The 16,217-nt window shown below is 57.2% G+C and carries 16 protein-coding genes; 10 read left to right on the plus strand and 6 right to left on the minus strand.

Annotation, left to right across the window (positions count from 1 at the left end; translation table 11 throughout):
• The first annotated feature begins 20 nt into the window (after window positions 1–20).
• The 4 genes from ABD833_RS05290 to nth all read left to right on the plus strand — a co-directional run bounded on the left by ABD833_RS05290 (window position 21) and on the right by nth (window position 2,533).
• Window positions 21–590: a DUF6799 domain-containing protein gene (locus ABD833_RS05290; RefSeq protein ID WP_345071456.1), complete on the plus strand. Its 570-nt coding sequence runs from the start codon at window positions 21–23 to the stop codon at window positions 588–590.
• A gap of 318 nt (window positions 591–908) precedes the next feature.
• Window positions 909–1,544 carry an RNA polymerase sigma factor gene (locus ABD833_RS05295; RefSeq protein ID WP_345071458.1) on the plus strand — a complete coding sequence of 212 codons (636 nt, stop codon included), beginning with the start codon at window positions 909–911 and terminating at the stop codon, window positions 1,542–1,544.
• On the plus strand, window positions 1,483–1,713 hold the full coding sequence (locus tag ABD833_RS05300; RefSeq protein ID WP_345071459.1) for a hypothetical protein: 231 nt from the start codon (window positions 1,483–1,485) through the stop codon (window positions 1,711–1,713). The genes ABD833_RS05295 and ABD833_RS05300 overlap by 62 nt, the downstream gene beginning before the upstream one ends.
• Before the next feature lie 100 nt (window positions 1,714–1,813).
• Window positions 1,814–2,533 carry an endonuclease III gene (nth, locus tag ABD833_RS05305; RefSeq protein WP_345071460.1) on the plus strand — a complete coding sequence of 240 codons (720 nt, stop codon included), beginning with the start codon at window positions 1,814–1,816 and terminating at the stop codon, window positions 2,531–2,533.
• Window positions 2,534–2,568: 35 nt separating this feature from the next.
• Here nth and ABD833_RS05310 read toward each other — a convergent pair whose 3' ends face one another.
• Entirely contained in the window at window positions 2,569–3,768 is a 1,200-nt protein-coding gene (locus tag ABD833_RS05310; RefSeq protein ID WP_345071462.1) for a glycosyltransferase family 4 protein, read from the minus strand.
• A 111-nt stretch (window positions 3,769–3,879) separates the two neighbouring features.
• Window positions 3,880–4,875: a gliding motility lipoprotein GldB gene (gene gldB, locus ABD833_RS05315; RefSeq protein ID WP_345071463.1), complete on the minus strand. Its 996-nt coding sequence runs from the start codon at window positions 4,873–4,875 to the stop codon at window positions 3,880–3,882.
• Window positions 4,876–4,983: 108 nt separating this feature from the next.
• Here gldB and ABD833_RS05320 point away from each other — a divergent pair, with 108 nt between their 5' ends.
• Window positions 4,984–5,670, plus strand: a complete 687-nt coding sequence (locus tag ABD833_RS05320; protein WP_345071464.1) for a porin family protein — start codon at window positions 4,984–4,986, stop codon at window positions 5,668–5,670.
• A 173-nt stretch (window positions 5,671–5,843) separates the two neighbouring features.
• Here the strand turns inward: ABD833_RS05320 and ABD833_RS05325 are convergent, their stop codons facing one another.
• The 3 genes from ABD833_RS05325 to ABD833_RS05335 all read right to left on the minus strand — a co-directional run bounded on the left by ABD833_RS05325 (window position 5,844) and on the right by ABD833_RS05335 (window position 9,046).
• Window positions 5,844–7,454 (minus strand): Rne/Rng family ribonuclease, encoded by a 1,611-nt coding sequence (locus tag ABD833_RS05325; RefSeq protein ID WP_345071466.1) that lies wholly within the window; start codon window positions 7,452–7,454, stop codon window positions 5,844–5,846.
• Between the two features lie 319 nt (window positions 7,455–7,773).
• Window positions 7,774–8,667 (minus strand): tetratricopeptide repeat protein, encoded by an 894-nt coding sequence (locus ABD833_RS05330; protein WP_345071467.1) that lies wholly within the window; start codon window positions 8,665–8,667, stop codon window positions 7,774–7,776.
• A 73-nt stretch (window positions 8,668–8,740) separates the two neighbouring features.
• A complete protein-coding gene (locus tag ABD833_RS05335; RefSeq protein WP_345071469.1) occupies window positions 8,741–9,046 on the minus strand; it encodes an HU family DNA-binding protein in 306 nt (101 codons plus the stop codon).
• Between the two features lie 194 nt (window positions 9,047–9,240).
• Here ABD833_RS05335 and mutY point away from each other — a divergent pair, with 194 nt between their 5' ends.
• The 4 genes from mutY to recG all read left to right on the plus strand — a co-directional run bounded on the left by mutY (window position 9,241) and on the right by recG (window position 14,013).
• Window positions 9,241–10,332, plus strand: coding sequence for an A/G-specific adenine glycosylase (mutY, locus tag ABD833_RS05340; RefSeq protein WP_345071471.1), 1,092 nt, complete (start codon window positions 9,241–9,243; stop codon window positions 10,330–10,332).
• A 95-nt stretch (window positions 10,333–10,427) separates the two neighbouring features.
• Window positions 10,428–10,850, plus strand: a complete 423-nt coding sequence (locus ABD833_RS05345) for a single-stranded DNA-binding protein (RefSeq protein ID WP_345071472.1) — start codon at window positions 10,428–10,430, stop codon at window positions 10,848–10,850.
• A 401-nt stretch (window positions 10,851–11,251) separates the two neighbouring features.
• Window positions 11,252–11,848: a gliding motility lipoprotein GldD gene (gene gldD / locus ABD833_RS05350; RefSeq protein ID WP_345071473.1), complete on the plus strand. Its 597-nt coding sequence runs from the start codon at window positions 11,252–11,254 to the stop codon at window positions 11,846–11,848.
• 71 nt (window positions 11,849–11,919) lie between these two features.
• Window positions 11,920–14,013: an ATP-dependent DNA helicase RecG gene (gene recG, locus ABD833_RS05355; RefSeq protein WP_345071474.1), complete on the plus strand. Its 2,094-nt coding sequence runs from the start codon at window positions 11,920–11,922 to the stop codon at window positions 14,011–14,013.
• Between the two features lie 52 nt (window positions 14,014–14,065).
• On the opposite strand, the gene ABD833_RS05360 is transcribed toward recG, so the two are convergent.
• On the minus strand, window positions 14,066–14,302 hold the full coding sequence (locus tag ABD833_RS05360; protein WP_345071475.1) for a hypothetical protein: 237 nt from the start codon (window positions 14,300–14,302) through the stop codon (window positions 14,066–14,068).
• A gap of 399 nt (window positions 14,303–14,701) precedes the next feature.
• Between ABD833_RS05360 and ABD833_RS05365 the strand changes: the two genes are divergently transcribed.
• Window positions 14,702–16,153, plus strand: coding sequence for a hypothetical protein (locus tag ABD833_RS05365; protein WP_345071476.1), 1,452 nt, complete (start codon window positions 14,702–14,704; stop codon window positions 16,151–16,153).
• Window positions 16,154–16,217 lie beyond the last annotated feature (64 nt).

The raw sequence follows: 16,217 nt of genomic DNA on the forward strand, positions 1-16,217 counted from the left end.
GTCCCCTAACTCTGCTGCTGATGCGTTCCTTCCTCTTTGCCTGCGGTGTAGCAGGCGTCTGCCTGCTCCCCGCCGTCGTCACGTTCGCTCAGACTACGCCCCCGGCTCCGGCCCGCCCCGCGGCCCTGAAAGATGGCGTTTACCGCAAAGGCGGCGTTATCATGCGCCTGCAGGCTGGGCAGTCCAGCCGGCTCTCCGCCCCCTTTAAACTGGATAATGGCCTCGTCGTGCGGCCCGATGGCATCATGGTGGAGCGCGACGGCACCCGCCGCATTCTGGAAGAGGGGAAAGCCGTTAACCTGCAGGGCCAGATCGTCGGCTTCACGGACGATATGATGTCGGCTCCCGCAATTGAGCAGCGGTCCCGGCAGGTGACGGGCTACACCGAAACGCGCGTGGCGATGCCCGACGCCGGCCCCGTACCGGCCCGGCTCACGCTGGAGCTGCTGCGGACCGAGCGTCGGCTGGCTTTGCTGCAGCAATTAGCCGACAAGCTGGCCCAACGAGCGAGCACAGCGGCCGGGGACAATACCAATATGACCGTCATTGATGCGCAGCTGCAGGAAATCGACTCCCAGCTGAAGCGCTGAGGCCCGCTTATGTTGGAGGAGAAGCCCGCCCCGGCGGGCTTTTTTTATGCCCCGCCAACTTGGGTGGTAAAGTCAACGACAAGCGTATTTAAGCGAATGGCAACACCATAGAAAAAGCAGTATTCACCTTATTCGATACTAGGTTTCAAAAAAGCAGAAGTTTTTTTCCTTTTTGGTATCGGGCCCGTTGTGTTTGGTAATCCAGTTCTCTACATTTGATTATTCCAATCGACCTCCTTCCTTCGCGGATTCTTAACATTCATCGGCAACTGCACTCTATGGCCTAAAGCTCTACTTCCCTTCAATTAAGTAGTCTTTATGGAAACCCTGCAGCCGAGCGACTCCGCTCTGATTTCGCTTTATATTGCCGGCAAGGAAGATGCCTTTGCCTCGTTGCTCGACCGGCATAAAAGCCGTGTTTTCACCACGATCATGCTGATTGTGCGCGATGAAGACGTCGCCGACGACTTGCTGCAGGATACCTTTATCAAGGCTATTCATACCATGAAGAGCGGGCGCTACAACGAGGAAGGGAAATTTTCGTCCTGGATCTGCCGCATCGCCCACAATCTGGCCATCGATTTTTTCCGCCGCGAAAAACGCAGCCCTCTTTTAGCCCTGGATACAACAAGTCACGCTTTTAACTCGTTGTCACTGGCAGAAGAGGGGGCGGATGTATCTATCACCCGGGAAGAAACCTACGCCCGTCTTCGCGAACTGATTCAGGACCTGCCGGCGGCGCAAAAAGAGGTGCTTGTGATGCGACATTACGGCGACATGAGCTTCCAGGAAATTGCCGACGCAACGGGGGTCAGTATTAACACTGCCTTGGGACGTATGCGCTACGCCCTGATTAACCTGCGGAAGAAGATGGCCGCACAACCCGTTTTCTATGATCAAAACCTTTACCCACGAGAAGCTCCTGCGGTACGTGTACAACGAGTTGCCGGCTGAGGAGCACCACGAAGTAGAGCACGCCCTGCTTCACGATGCTGAGTTGGCCACCATCTGCGCCGACCTGCTGCTGGCCCAGCGCTGCCTCGACGGCCTGCAACGCCAGCCCCGGCAGAAAACGACCGATTCAATACTACAGTACTCCCGCACTTTCCTGCGTGCGGGCTAGCCGCGGAGGGAAAGAGTAAATGGGCCGATAGAGTGCGAAAGACCGGCCGAACCGGCATCTTTGCCTCCTCATCCGCTCCGTTACTCTTTCCCTCTTTTTTATGCGCAAGCCCGAGCGGTTCCGCTACTTCCTGGCCTATTTCACCACCCACTTTCCCGCGCCGGAAACGGAGCTGCACTACGGAAATCCGTACGAGCTGATCGTGGCCGTGGTGCTCAGCGCCCAGTGCACCGATAAGCGCGTCAACCAGACTATGCCGGCCTTGCTGGCCCGGTTCCCCACCCCCGAGCATCTGGCCGCCGCTACCGCCGACGATATTTTCCCGTTCATCCGCAGCATCTCCTACCCAAACAACAAGGCCAAACACCTGGCGGGCCTGGGCCGGATCCTGGTAGCCGAGTTCGGCTCCGAAGTACCCAGCACGCTGGACGAGCTCCAGCGTTTACCCGGCGTAGGCCGCAAAACGGCCAACGTCATCCTTTCCGTCATCTACAACCAGCCTACCATGGCCGTCGATACGCACGTTTTCCGCGTGTCGCACCGCATCGGTCTGGCCAGCTTAAAGGCGACTACGCCGCTGGCCGTAGAAAAGGAGCTGGTGCGCTACATACCCGAGGCCCTTATTCCCAAGGCTCACCACTGGCTTATTCTGCATGGCCGCTACGTTTGCGTAGCCCGGCAGCCCAGATGCGGCATCTGCCCGCTCAAAGACTGCTGTAAATACTACGCGCAGCATTTTGATCTACCCGCCCTGAAAGCCGGGAATACGCGTATTGCCGATAATCCGGGCGCAACTATTTTACCGGAAAGCACAACTTAGTACATAAGCAGTTATAGCCAGCACATAACACCCTTTCAGCTTACTGCGGCTTCCAACACCCGCTGCACCGTCGCGGCAATCTGCTGCCGGTCAAACTGTTCAGCAGCTACCCGCCGCCCATTTGCGCCCGCCGCCCGCAGCTTGTCCGGCTGGCTCAGCAGCACCTGTAGTTGGGTCCCAAGCGCGGCAGCATCCCCGGCCGGCGAATACCAGCCGCAGCCGTGCTGCTCCACCAGCTTTCTGGTCCAGCCCTGATTGGTGACGATAACGGGCGTCCCCACGGCCAGGCTATCGTAGAGCTTGGCGGGCGAGTTAGCATCCAGCACGGGCAGATTCAGGAAGGATACCACCGAGATATCCGCCAGCCGAAACCAGGCGAATACGGCGTGGCGCGGCTGCGGCGGCACCAGCCGGATGTTGGCGCAGCGCCCGGCGGCCGCTCGTACCAATGGCTCGTAGAACCCCAGGCCCATAAATAGCCAGACTACCTCCGGCCGCCGCCGGGCGAGCTGCTCGGCAGCGGCCACCAGCGTGGGAATATCATTGGCCCGGCCGAAAGTGCCGGCGTACAGCACAACTTGCCGACCTGCCAGGTTGTGTTGCCGCCGCAGGGCTTCTACGGCCTCGTCCGTTGCCAGCGCTGCCAGGTCGAGGTCGGTACCATTCAGCACCGTGGTGATCTTAGCTGATGCAATGCCCAACCCTTCGATGTAGCTGGTCATATCGGGCGAGAGGGGCAGAATGTGCCGGGCACTTTGGTACAGGCTTTTCTCCAGGGCGAACAGACGGTTCTGAGCAAAGCGCGTCGGCACGGCCCCCATGGCAATGGGGAATGAGGGCCACAGATCCTGCGCCTCAAACACCCAGGGCACCCGGCGCTGCCGCGCTACCTGCGCCGCGGCCCAGGCGGCCGTCAGGGGCGTGGAAATACCCCAGATAACATCGGGACGCTCCAGGCGCAGGCCTTCCCGGACGGCATAGGCAGCATATTGTCCGAAGGCCAGCACCCGCCGCGCCGTGCCCATCTTGTTATGGTAGGGCACCTCGGCGGCCCGCATTTCCACCCCGGCCGGCAGCCACGGATATTGGTGCGTCAGCCGCTGCGTTTCCCAGGTGCGGGTCGTAATCAGCGTAACCCGGTGCGTGCGGGCCAGGTGGGCCAGCAACGAATAATGCCGGCTGGTGGCCGGGCAGTCGGGGTTGGTATGGTACTGGCTGAAAACGGCAATGTGCACGGGGGATTAATTAAGAATTAGAAATTAAGAATTAAGAATTCTCCTTCGCTCAGACTGGCCAGGGCCAATGGTGTTGAGCAATTCTCAATTCTCAATTTTTAATTGAGCGCGTCAGCGCTTGGGACGGTAGTGCGACTCGTTCAGGATGCGCTGGGGATTTTTTTCGGCCATGAGCTGGGCCAGGGTCACGTTGGGATGCTGCGCCATGTACTTGCGCACGATTTGCCAGCCCACCCAGGCGCCTACCCGCCCGGGGCAGGTCTGGCCGATTTCCGGCACGTTGGGCCGCTCGCCCATATACTTCTGAATAGTGAAAGGAGTGGTCGTATAAATCAGGCTCTTCTCAATGAAGTGGCCCCAGATCTTACCCTCGTTGAACTGAACGCCCGCCAGCTCCGGCCCCGTAAAGCCGATGAGTAGCGTATCGGCGGTGCAGGGCAGAATCTTTTCGGCGAAGTAGAGCGACTTGCCAAACTGCACCATCTCGCTCAGCATAGTCTGGTTGGTGAGCTCCTGCTGGTTGTACTTGCTGCTGACGGTCAGGGCGGCCGTGGGCAGCAGATGCGCCGGCGTGTAGCGACGCAGGATGTAGTCGGGCACGTTGGGGCGGTAACTGGCTCGGGGACCCACGAAGAAATCGAGGCTCAGGACCATCAGGCTGTCGTTGACGAACAAATCCTGGCTCAGGCCGCTGACGAAGGTTTTCACCGGCGGCACCCGGAAGCCCGGGAAATAGTAGCGCACGTGCTGAAACATCTGGCGGAGCTGACTTTGCAGGGCATCCGTATCCTTGAACCCGGCTTCGGCTTCCCGGCTCAGCTTTTGCAACCCCGCGTTGGTAGCCAGCTTAAGCAGCGCCTGCGCCAGCACTTCATCGGACGGATATTGCCGGCGCTGCAAAAACTGATTGGCAAACAGCGGGTGCCGGCCGACAAACCGCTGCGCATCGCCCAGGCTTTTGATCTGAAAAAACGGCTGCTCCAGTCGCTCAATCTGCACGGCGGCTTCTACACGAGCTACCTCGGGGTTCAACTCGCACTTGGCATCCTTGGTGCAGCTGCTGCCCAGTAGAAAGGAGCCGAATACGACAGTCAGAAAAAGGCGCATGGGGACGGTGTTGTAAGTCACACTTCTATATTTGGGCGAAAATAGCCTAAATCGAAACGCCAAGTGGCGGGCTTTCGTCTAAAGCTCAACTTCCTCTTCCTGTTTTCTATGAAAAAATCGTTTCTCGCCCTGCTGCTGCTGGGCGCTTCCGCCGGGGCCGCCTCGGCCCAGGTTGAAATAGGGCTTAAGCTTTCGCCTTCGGTTACCTACCTGCGGGCGGACTCCCCATCGGGGTCCAGTTTCCAGAATGAGAAAAGTAAGCTCAGCCTCGGCGGGGGCCTGGTCGTCGATTACTTTTTCGGGCAGAACTACGCCTTCAGCACCGGCCTGTGGCTTACCGGCAAGGGCGGGTCTGTTTCTTACACCGATATCACCAGCCCGACCAACGCCACTCCGGTGACGCGCACCCAGAAAATCGGCCTGCAGTACCTGGAAGTACCCGTCAGCGTCAAGCTGTTCACCAACGATATTGCTACCGATACCAAGCTGTACTTCCAGATTGGTGGTTCCGCCGGGGCGCTTATCGGAGGCCGGCTCGATGGCGAAAAGCGTTCCACCGACCCCGCCAACAACCAGGAAACCGAAGCCGTTAAGCGTTTCATCCTCCCCGATGCCGCCGCTTTGGTAGGCGCCGGCGTGGAGTACCAGCTGGGGCAGAGCACGAAGGTATTCGGCGGCCTCTCCTACCACCGCGGCCTGGTCAACATCGATAAGTATTTCGACAAGACCCGTGGCATCAAGGACGTCAGCATCAAGAACAACGAAATTGCGCTCGACTTAGGCATCAAATTTTAATGTGCTAACGGGGGTAAGGTGATGAATGGGCTAAACGTAAAAGCGCCTACTTAGCCCATTCCTCACCTTACCCCCATTCGCACTTTAGAAAGAAAAAGCCCCCGCCGCTCATTCCGAGCGACGGGGGCTTTCTTCGTATCAGGAGGGCTTTTCGCAGAAAAAACCGTTGATCATTAATCCGTTAACTCTTCCACCTCCCGGTCCTGGAGGCGGCTCATGGCGGCGGCGGGGGAATGCAATTCGATTTCCTCGCCCCGCTCATCCTCGATGCGGTAGTCGGTGAGGCCCAAGGACGTATCCTTCATCACCTTCACCCACTTGTAATACTTGAGATACCACTTCATCTGCTTCGACACCAATCCCTTGGTGTAATAAGCGTGCAGGAAGGGGTGCACGTACAGCGAAATGCCCGACTGGTTCTGGGTCACCAGCAGGTCTTCAATGCTGTTGTCGATTTCGTCCGTTACGAGGATAGAGGCCGAAATCTTGCCCGTTCCACCGCAGGTGGGGCACACCTCGCCGGTGATGATGTTCTCGGCGGGACGTACGCGCTGCCGCGTAATCTGCAGCAGCCCAAATTTGGTGATGGGCAATATGGTGAAGCGCGCTTTGTCGTGCTTCATAATGTCGCGCACGGCATCTTCCACCTTCTTGCGACTCTCGGCACTTTTCATGTCGATAAAATCGACCACGATGATGCCGCCCATGTCGCGCAGACGGAGCTGCCGGGCTACCTCTTTGGCCGCCAGCATGTTGATCATGAGCGCCGTAGCCTCCTGATCACTTTCCTGGTTGCTCTTGTTGCCCGAGTTCACATCGATGACGTGCAACGCCTCGGTGTGCTCAATGACAAGGTAGCCGCCGCCGGGCACGGTCACGGTTTTGCCAAACAGCGTTTTGAGCTGCTTTTCCAAACCGACGTGCTCAAACACCTTCACCTTGCCGGTGTGGAGCTTGAGCAGACCGAGCTTATCGGGCGCAATCTTCTGGAGGTAGCTGCGCATTTCCTCGTACATCGGCGCCGCATCCACCGTAATGGAGTCGAAGCTTTCGTTGAGTAAGTCGCGCAACATAGAGCTGGAGCGGCCCAGCTCGCCCAGTACCTTGTCGTTCGGCTTGGCCGTGCGCAGGGTTTTGAAGAGCGTGTCCCAGCTGGCCGTCATGCTTTGCATATCCTTGTCGAGGTCGGCCACCTCGCGGCCTTCGGCCACGGTGCGGATAATCACGCCGAAGTTGTCGGGCTTAATGGAGGCAATCAGGCGTTTCAGCCGCTCCCGCTCCGTCTTGCTGACAATCTTCTTGGATACGCTGATGGTGTTGGAAAACGGTACCAGCACCAGATACCGTCCAGCCATGGAAATATCCATGGACAGACGCGGCCCCTTGGTTGATATCGGCTCCTTCACAATCTGGACCAGCAGCTGCTGCCCCTTCTTAAATACGTCGGCGGCCTTGCCGACTTTGTCGAGTGGCCCTTCGAACTGAAAGCTCTTGAGCGCACCCACGGTGGTTTTCTGCGATTGTACGCCTTTCATCCACTTCACCAACGAGGGAAATTGCTCTCCCAGGTCGCCGTAGTGCAGAAACGCGTCCTTTTGATACCCGATGTCAATGAACGCGGCGTTCAGACCGGGCATAACTTTCTTGACCGTCCCCAGGAAAATGTCACCAACCGAATAGTTGGTGTCGTTGCGGTCGAAATGGTATTCGATGAGCCGCTTATCCTGAAGCAGGGCAATCCGTTCTCCGTCCTGAGTAGAATTAATGACTAATTCGTTACTCAAAGGGTCAGTTGGGTTAAATGAGTATGGCGCCAGCGGCAAGTTGCCGGCCCCGAAACCCGCAAAGGGAAGCCGATGCCTGAGCACCAGCTTCCCTTCTGAGCCACGGGGAAAGCGAACAACTAGCCACTCTCGAAATACTACGTGAGAGATAGACGGACGCAGCGGATGCTACGGCCGACAGCAAACCCCGGGAGGCTTACTTCTTCTTGTGACGGTTCTTGCGCAGACGCTTCTTCCGCTTGTGAGTGGCAATCTTATGACGCTTTCTCTTTTTACCGCAGGGCATGATGAGGTGGTTAGGGTTTGTAAAAAAGGTTACTTACTTCAACTGTGCTAGCTGCTCATCCACCGACGCGGATAGCGCCGGGTCTGGGCTTAAGCTTTTGGCTTTCAGGAAAGCCGCCTTGGCTTCTTCCTTCGCCCCGTTCTTGGCTAAGGAGACGCCGAGGTAAAACTGGCCGTTGATGTTGTCGGGGTTGACTTTCGTCAGCTCCCGGAAACGCTCCGCGGCCTTATCGTACTGGTTGCTTTGAATTGAAAGCAGGCCCAGGTTATACAGGGCGTTTTCGTTGCGCGGGTCAGCTACGAGAACTTCGCGTAGCAACGTAACGCCTTTCACGGGGTTGTCGCCGGCCATGTACGCCATGCCCAGATTCGTTTTGGCATCGAGGTTCTCAGGGTTGTTCTTCAACACCTTTTCGTACAGCTCGCGGGTTTTGGTGGCCAGCATTTTCTGCCGTTCCTCCGTAGCCGCGAAGCTGAACGCCTCAAAATACGAGTCTGCCGCCCGTTTCCAGGTTTGCTCACCCGGCCGGGCGAGGGCCAGCTGCTCGTAATAGTAGCCGGCGCTGTCGAATTTCTCCACCGCCTTGTACTGGTCGGCCAGATCGGACGCTACCCGCAGCCTGGCAATCGGGTCCCGCTCGGCCGAGTACTTGGCCAGCAGGGCGTCGATTTCCTTGCGTTGGGCGGGTGCAATAGTCAAGTGCGGCTGTTCAGCAGTGGCCCCGGCTGGGGCAGTCCCATTCACGGAAGCCGTGGAAGGAGCCGCGGCACCATTGTCCCGGTTGGCCGTACGCGCGGCCTGCTCGCTCATCTCGGCTTTGCCTTCCTTGGGCTTCACAATCCCCTTGGGCAGAAAATACAGTCCGGCCACCACCGCGAGAGCGACGACCACAAGAATAAGCTGCTGGGAGGAGGTGCGAGTTGCCATAGGGAAAAAGCAGGCCGCCGGGTTCCGAAGACGGATACCCGGCGGCGCGCCGCAATGTTACGAAGAAAGGAGTTTAGGCCTGAGCCATCTCTTTAATCTTCTTGCTGTTCTTGATTTTACCGATGAACGTTTTCGACGGCTTAAAGCTCGGAATAAAGTGCTCGTCGATGATGATCGACGTATTTTTCGAGATGTTGCGGGCGACTTTTTTAGCTCGTTTCTTGTTGACGAAGCTCCCGAAGCCACGCACGTAGATATTGTTGCCGTCGGCCATCGAATCCTTCACCACTTTGAAAAAGGCTTCAACGGTAGCCGAGACGTCTGCTTTCTCAATGCCGGTCTTGTCGGCGATTTCGGCGATTACTTCTGCTTTAGTCACGCTGGTAAGTGTACTAGGTGTGAAAAATGGGTACTGGGCAAAAACGCCCCAACTCAAGACGTAAGCCCTTGCCCGGTAAGCTGTTGTTTGCGAATTGGGGCCACAAAGGTACCCGTACTTTTTGGTTTTGCAATACTTTTCCCACATTCCCTTTGGGTCGCCCTTACATTCCCAAAGCGCTATCTTTCAAGCCCTTGTCTTTGCCAACTCCGCTACCTGCCGCCGCTTACTTTACCCCGGCCCTCTTGGAATGGTACCCGCGCCACCGCCGCGACCTGCCCTGGCGCCATACCCGCGACCCGTACGCCATCTGGCTATCGGAAGTCATTCTGCAGCAGACCCGCGTCAAGCAGGGAATGCCCTACTACCTGGATTTCGTCACTACCTATCCCACGGTGCACGACCTGGCCGCCGCCCCGGAAGATGAAGTCCTGCGCCACTGGCAGGGCCTGGGCTACTATTCCCGGGCCCGCAACATGCACCACACGGCCCAGCAGGTGGTGCGCGAATACGGTGGGGTATTTCCTGGCGCTTATGCCGAGCTGCTCAAGCTTCGGGGCGTAGGCCAGTACACGGCGGCGGCCATTGCCTCCTTTGCTTTCGGCGAGAAAGTCGCGGTGCTCGATGGCAACGTGTACCGGGTGCTGGCCCGGGTGTTCGGCATCGCCTCCGATATTGCTGCGCCCGCCACCCGCAAGGAATTTCAGGCCTTAGCCGACACCCTGATTCCGGCCACGGCTCCGGCCGAGTTTAATCAGGCGATTATGGAGTTTGGGGCCATTCAGTGCCCGCCCAGGAAGCCGGACTGCCTGTTCTGTCCCATGCAGCACCAATGCTTTGCCTTTCAGCACGGGATGGTGCAGGAATTGCCCGTGAAAAGCAAGGCCAAGGCCAGCCGTACCCGCTACTTTCATTACCTCGTGCTACGCTACGGCGACACGGTATACATGAAGAAGCGGGGTCCCAAAGACATCTGGCAGGGCCTTTACGACTTTGCCCTCACCGAAACGGATGCGGCTGAACTGCCCGCCGTAGCTTTGGTGGACGCAGTAGAAGCATTGGGCGGCCAGTTAGCTACCAACCGGGCCGAAGAACCAGTGCAGGCGTTGCGCCATGTCCTGAGTCATCAGAAGGTAGAGGCGCGCTTCCATTCCTTATGGCTACAGCAGCCCCTGCCAGTTTCTTTGGCCCAAGCTGCTGATCTGGCGGCGTTTACCCCGTCAGAAACCAACAACTTACCTAAGCCCGTGCTGATTGCTAATTTTCTTGACAAACCGTGGAAATAAAAACTAAATAATTTGGATAACCCGGAAGCATTGGCTATTTTTAATAGAAGAAAAACTTCCTTATCTATTTCCCCTAACCCCTTACCAATCAGACCATGGCAGGCATCAACAAAGTTATCCTGGTAGGCCACTTAGGCAAGGACCCCGAAGTTCGTCATCTGGAGAGTGGTTCGAGTGTGGCCAACTTCACCCTGGCTACCAACGACTACTACAAGGATAAAAGTGGCACCCGCGTGGAGCGCACCGAGTGGCACAATATCACGGCCTGGCGCGGGCTGGCTGAAGTCGCGGAGAAATACCTCAAAAAAGGCCACCAGATTTACGTGGAAGGCAAAATCCGGACCCGTCAATACCAGGATAAGGATAATCAGACGCGTTACATTACCGAAATCGTCGCCGACGAAATCACCATGCTGGGTAGCCGGCCGCACGGCGAAGGGGCCCAAACGCAGAATCACCAGCCAGCCGAAGCCCAAACCTTCCGCCAGGAGCCGGAAATTGACCAGCTCCCGTTTTAAAGCCCTTCCCCGTTTTTGCTTTCCGAAAGGCCCCGACACCAAGCCCTTGTCCTTACCCAAACTTCAAAAGCCCTCCTGACCATGTGGCCAGGAGGGCTTTTTTCGGGGTTTATCCTGCTGTTTTACCGTGGGCAAAGCGGTGCTAGCCGGCAAAAAGGGCCTTTGTGCTACCGTTGCGAAGATGGGTAAAGAGGTGGGTAAGGACAAGGCACCAAGCCGGGGCCTTTTTCGTTGTGACGCGTAGCGCGGAAATCCGCTCCGCGACGAGCAGGGCAAGTTCCTGTCAGACGCAGGCAAAACGGCGCGATGCCGGATTCAAGCCTGGCTTAACGCGAAACGGGTCCGCACTACCGCTGCCCAATTCCGGCTACCTTTGACCTCTCAACCCGCATTGCTCACTAATGCCTGCTCTTCAACTTTTACGCGGCCTGGGAGTGATCCTGGGGTCCTGGCTCCTGTCGACCAGCTGCTCGTCGCCGACCGACTTCACGCCCAAGCCCAAGGGCTATAACCGCATCGATCTGCCGCCCCACGCCTATCAGCAGCTGGCGTCAGGTCATCCCTACACCTTCCAGTATTCCCGCTACGCCAAAATCCGGCGCGACTCGTCGTATCTGGCGCAACCGCACTGGATCAACGTAATTTATCCCCAGCTCCATGCCAACGTGCAGATAACGTACCTGGAGGTGAAGCAGGACCCGAAGCGGTTCGGCAAGCTAATGGAAGACGCCCGTAAACTCACCAGCAAGCACCAGATCAAGGCCACGGCTATTGATGAAAGCATCATTAAGACGCCAAACGGGATGCAGGTGGCGGTGTTTGAGCTGTCGGGAGAAGTACCAAGTCAGTTTCAGTTTTACACCACCGATAGCACCCGGCACTTCTTCCGCGGGGCGCTGTACTTTCCTACGGCCACGGCCAACGACTCGCTCGCTCCGGTTATCGACTATGTAAAGAAGGATATTGTGCAGCTCTTGAATACGCTGAAGTATCAGTAGCGGCCGTATTCTCAACCGCCTGTTTCTACCCAAAGGCTAAAAGCCAACCGACGCCTGCCAGCTGCTTTTGAATGAGCTTTTTCCACACTAAAATCGAGAACCTGCGCGGGGTAGGGTCGCAGCGGGCGACGCTGCTGCAAAAGGAGTTGAATATCTTCACCTACGGCGACCTCATCCAGCGCTACCCCTTCCGCTACCTCGACCGTACGCAGTTCTACAGTATCGTTGATTTGCACGAAGAGCTGCCGTACGTGCAGGTAAAAGGCATTCTGCGCAACCGGGAAGTAGTGGGTGAGGGCCCCAAGCAGCGCATGGTAGCCAAGGTATCCGATGGCAGCGCGGAGCTGGAACTGGTGTGGTTTAAGGGGGTGAAGTGGTTGCAAAGCATTATCAAAAACCACCAGGAGTACATCGTCTTTGGCAAGCCCACCATCTTCAACGGCAAGCCCCAGATGGCCCACCCGGAACTGGAAGAGGTGACGGAGGCCAAACCCGGTCAAAGCTTTTTGCAGCCGGTATATAACACTACCGAAAAGCTCAAGAACTACCACCGCATCGATAGCAAAGCTATTGCGCGCCTGGTTTTCGATTTACTCAAGACTGCCCTGCCCCACGTCCAGGAGTCGCTGTCACCAGCGTTGATTCAACATTACGGGCTAATGAGTAAGGCCGAAGCGTACCAGCAAATCCACTTCCCCCAGACGCCCGAGCTACTGCAGGCCGCGCGGTTTCGGCTGAAGTTCGAAGAGCTTTTTTACGTTCAGCTCAAGCTGCTGCGGCAGCGCGACCAACGCAAAATCACGTTGGCGGGCCAGTTTTTCCGGGAAGTACCCACCCTGATTCATTTCTACAAAAACGTCCTGCCCTTCGACCTTACCGGGGCCCAGAAGCGGGTCATTCACGACATCTACAAGGATTTTTGCACGGGCCAGCAGATGAACCGCTTACTGCAGGGCGACGTGGGCTCGGGCAAAACTATCGTGGCCTTCATCAGCATGCTTATGGCGGCCGACAACGGGGCCCAAAGCTGCCTGATGGCCCCGACCGAAATTCTGGCCGACCAACACTACGTCGGCCTGAAAGCGTATGCCGATCTGCTGGGACTGAAGCTGGGTAAGCTCACCGGCAGCACCCGCACTGCCGACCGCCGCGTGTTGCACGAGCAGCTTCGTAGCGGCGAGATGCATATGCTGGTGGGCACCCACGCCCTGCTCGAAGATGTGGTGCAGTTCCGCAATCTGGGCCTGACCATCATGGATGAGCAACACCGGTTTGGGGTAGCCCAGCGCTCCAAGCTGTGGCAAAAAAACCCCAACGTGATTCCGCACGTGCTGGTGATGACGGCCACGCCCATTCCGCGGACCCTGGCCATGACGCTCTATGGCGATTTGGACGTGTCCGTTATCGACGAGCTGCCGGCCGGCCGTAAACCCATCGTAACCGTTCACCGCTACGATGCCAACCGGCTGAAAGTATTTCAGTTCGTGCGCGACCAGGTAACCCTGGGCCGGCAGGTGTATATCGTCTACCCCCTCATTGAGGAGTCGGAAACGATGGATTACAAAGACCTCACCGACGGCTACGAAAGCGTAGCCCGCGCCTTCCCGGAGTTTCAGATCAGCATCGTGCACGGCCGCATGAAGGCGGAGCAGAAGGACTTTGAGATGCAGCGCTTCGTGAACCGCGAGACCCAGATTATGGTGGCTACCACCGTGATTGAGGTAGGCGTGAACGTGCCGAATGCTTCCGTGATGATTATTGAAAGCGCCGAGCGATTCGGCCTTTCCCAGCTTCACCAGCTGCGCGGCCGCGTGGGCCGGGGGGCTGAGCAGAGCTACTGCATCCTGATGACGGGCTATAAACTGAGCAAGGACAGCCGCACCCGGCTCGAAACCATGGTCCGCACCAACAATGGGTTTGAAATTGCCGACATCGACCTGAAGCTACGAGGTCCCGGCGACCTGATGGGCACCCAGCAGAGTGGCGTATTGGACCTGCTGATTGCTGATTTGGCGAAAGATGGCCGCATCCTGACCGAGTCACGGGCGGCGGCGCAGCAATTGATCAATGCAGATCCGGGGTTGGCCAACCCTGAAAATCTGAATATCCGCCGCCATATTGCTTCTTTACCCGCTACGGCGGTCAACTGGAGCCGGATCAGCTAAAGCTTGGTCCCGGGCACAAAAAAGACGACTTGAAGGAAGTCGCCTGTCGGGATTATTCTAAAGAAACCGCGGTTCGGGTACTGGGTGCGGTAGCTTGCCAAAGACGGCTGCCACTACCACTGACGGTAGAAAGCCGTTCCAGATTGGCCTGCCTGACAAAAAAGGAAGCGTTTTGGGTCTGGTTCGCCGGTGGTACAGCCTTCGCGGCCGTGGCGGGAGCAGGTTGCTTAACCATTCGACCAACGATGATAAGAGCAAAAAGAATGAAGAAGCGTAGGTAAGATTTCATAGCAGCAGGCTAAATAGTGAGCGGCGCGGGCTAGCGCAAAATTGGGGCCAGAAGTGTATTCAGCAGTCAAAAGCAGAGAATTCTAATCCGGGCAACAGCAGAGCGTCAGTATTAGCAGCCCGCTGCCTATCGACCCACCAAACCGGCAGCTATATTATATAATGTATTTAGATTATACAATACATAAAGCAGGCTTTGCATTCTCTTCGCCCGACAAAGGAAACAGATCGGCGGGGCAAACACGGCCTCCCAAGCGTTAAGGAAGCATGAACAAATCGTTACCCGCGAACCGGTTGTCTTTGGGAAGCGCATCATGTACGCTTGGCAGAAGGGAATGGATACCTTTGGGGAGGACATTTTTCAGACTTTGTTCATTTTCCAACTTAACTAGCTTTTTCCGTGCGCCTTACGAATCTACTTACAACCAGTCTGTTGGTGGCCGGCCTGCTTACGGGCGCAAACATGGTACAGGCGCAGAAGGTGAAATCGGTTCCGTTCAGCTATCTGCCCGAGCCGACTGAAGACCGCTACAACCAGCGGGTCACCCGTAAAACCCTGTCGTTGGAGAATAGAGGCTTCGTAATTCTGGCCCATAAATCGGCTACGCAATACGCGGTAGAACGCTACGATGCTGACCTCAGGCAACTCTGGACGGCAGCAGTACCGGTAATGGCAGGCGAGAGTATTGAAGCTTTTAATCGGAGCCCGGAGCAGGTCTGGGTGATCATCCACCACAAGGATGAGGCCAGCCAGAATTTATCGGCGCTGGCTATTGACCTGCGCAATGGCCAGAAAGGTGCCATGAAGAAGCTGGTCGAGGCCTCGGCCCGCGACCGGCGCCCCAGCGTGGCCATTTCGCCCGATGGCACCAGGCTGGTAGCCTACCGCTACCTCACCCGCGAGGTCCAAATCAAGGCCATCAGCGCCACGGTGTATGATCAGAAGCTCAGCAAAATCAAGGACCGCACCTACGATTTTCACGACCTCGGCGACTTCTTCTCCCCTACCGTGTACGTGGGCAACGACGGCACGCAGTATGTGACTCTCGTCAGCGACCAGATGAAGAAGCTGACCGTACGCCGCTACCGCAACGACAATCCGGATATCAAGGTGATGTCGGTGGCCGTGGGCGGCACGTTCGGGGGTAAGGCCGTGACGGTCTTCGACTCCCGGTTCACGCTGCAGCCCGACAATATGCTGTACGCCGCGGCCATCTGCAATGAGCGGTTGAGTGGGCTCTACCACAGCCTCAAAGTGGTGAAGTTTGACTTCACGGACCAAGGCGACCTGAAGTTCGCGCCGGAATTCCGCTTCACGCCCGAGTATCTGGCCGAAGTAAATAAAGCAGGCCAGGCCAGCTCCAAACGGCTGGAAGACGTGTACATCGCTGACCTGCTGCTCACCAGCGAGAAACAGCTGGTAGTGGTAGCCGAGAAGAAGTACGAAGAAGGTGGCGACGAGTCGCCGGCCCATGCCCGGGAACTGCACCTGTTCGGCTACAACGAGTTCCTGAGCCCGGCCTGGCACAGCATCATTGCCAAAGATCAGGTAGCGCCGGCGGCGGAATCTTTTACCGGCATCGGCTACCGCGCCGCCGTTTTCGGCCCCGACATCCAGATCCTGACCCAGGAAAAGCTGGCGGGTAAATCAGATCTGTATCTGCGCCGCGTGAATGCCCAAACCGGCGTCGTGCAGCCTCCTAAGGGTCTTGGCCTCACCGTAGCCAGCGACCAAAATTCCGCCTACGTCAAAGACTTTACCGGCTGGCTCGATGCCAGGACCATTATCGGTGTGAGCCGGCCCAGCAGGAAATCTGCCGCCCTGATGCTGAACAAGATTGTAGTGAAGTAATGTGAACCACGAATTCGCCCGGATTTTTCGGATTACCCGGATTTTGCGGGCAGTTGACCACTAC

This window comes from Hymenobacter fastidiosus (genome assembly GCF_039539565.1).
Taxonomy (GTDB): Bacteria; Bacteroidota; Bacteroidia; order Cytophagales; family Hymenobacteraceae; genus Hymenobacter; species Hymenobacter fastidiosus.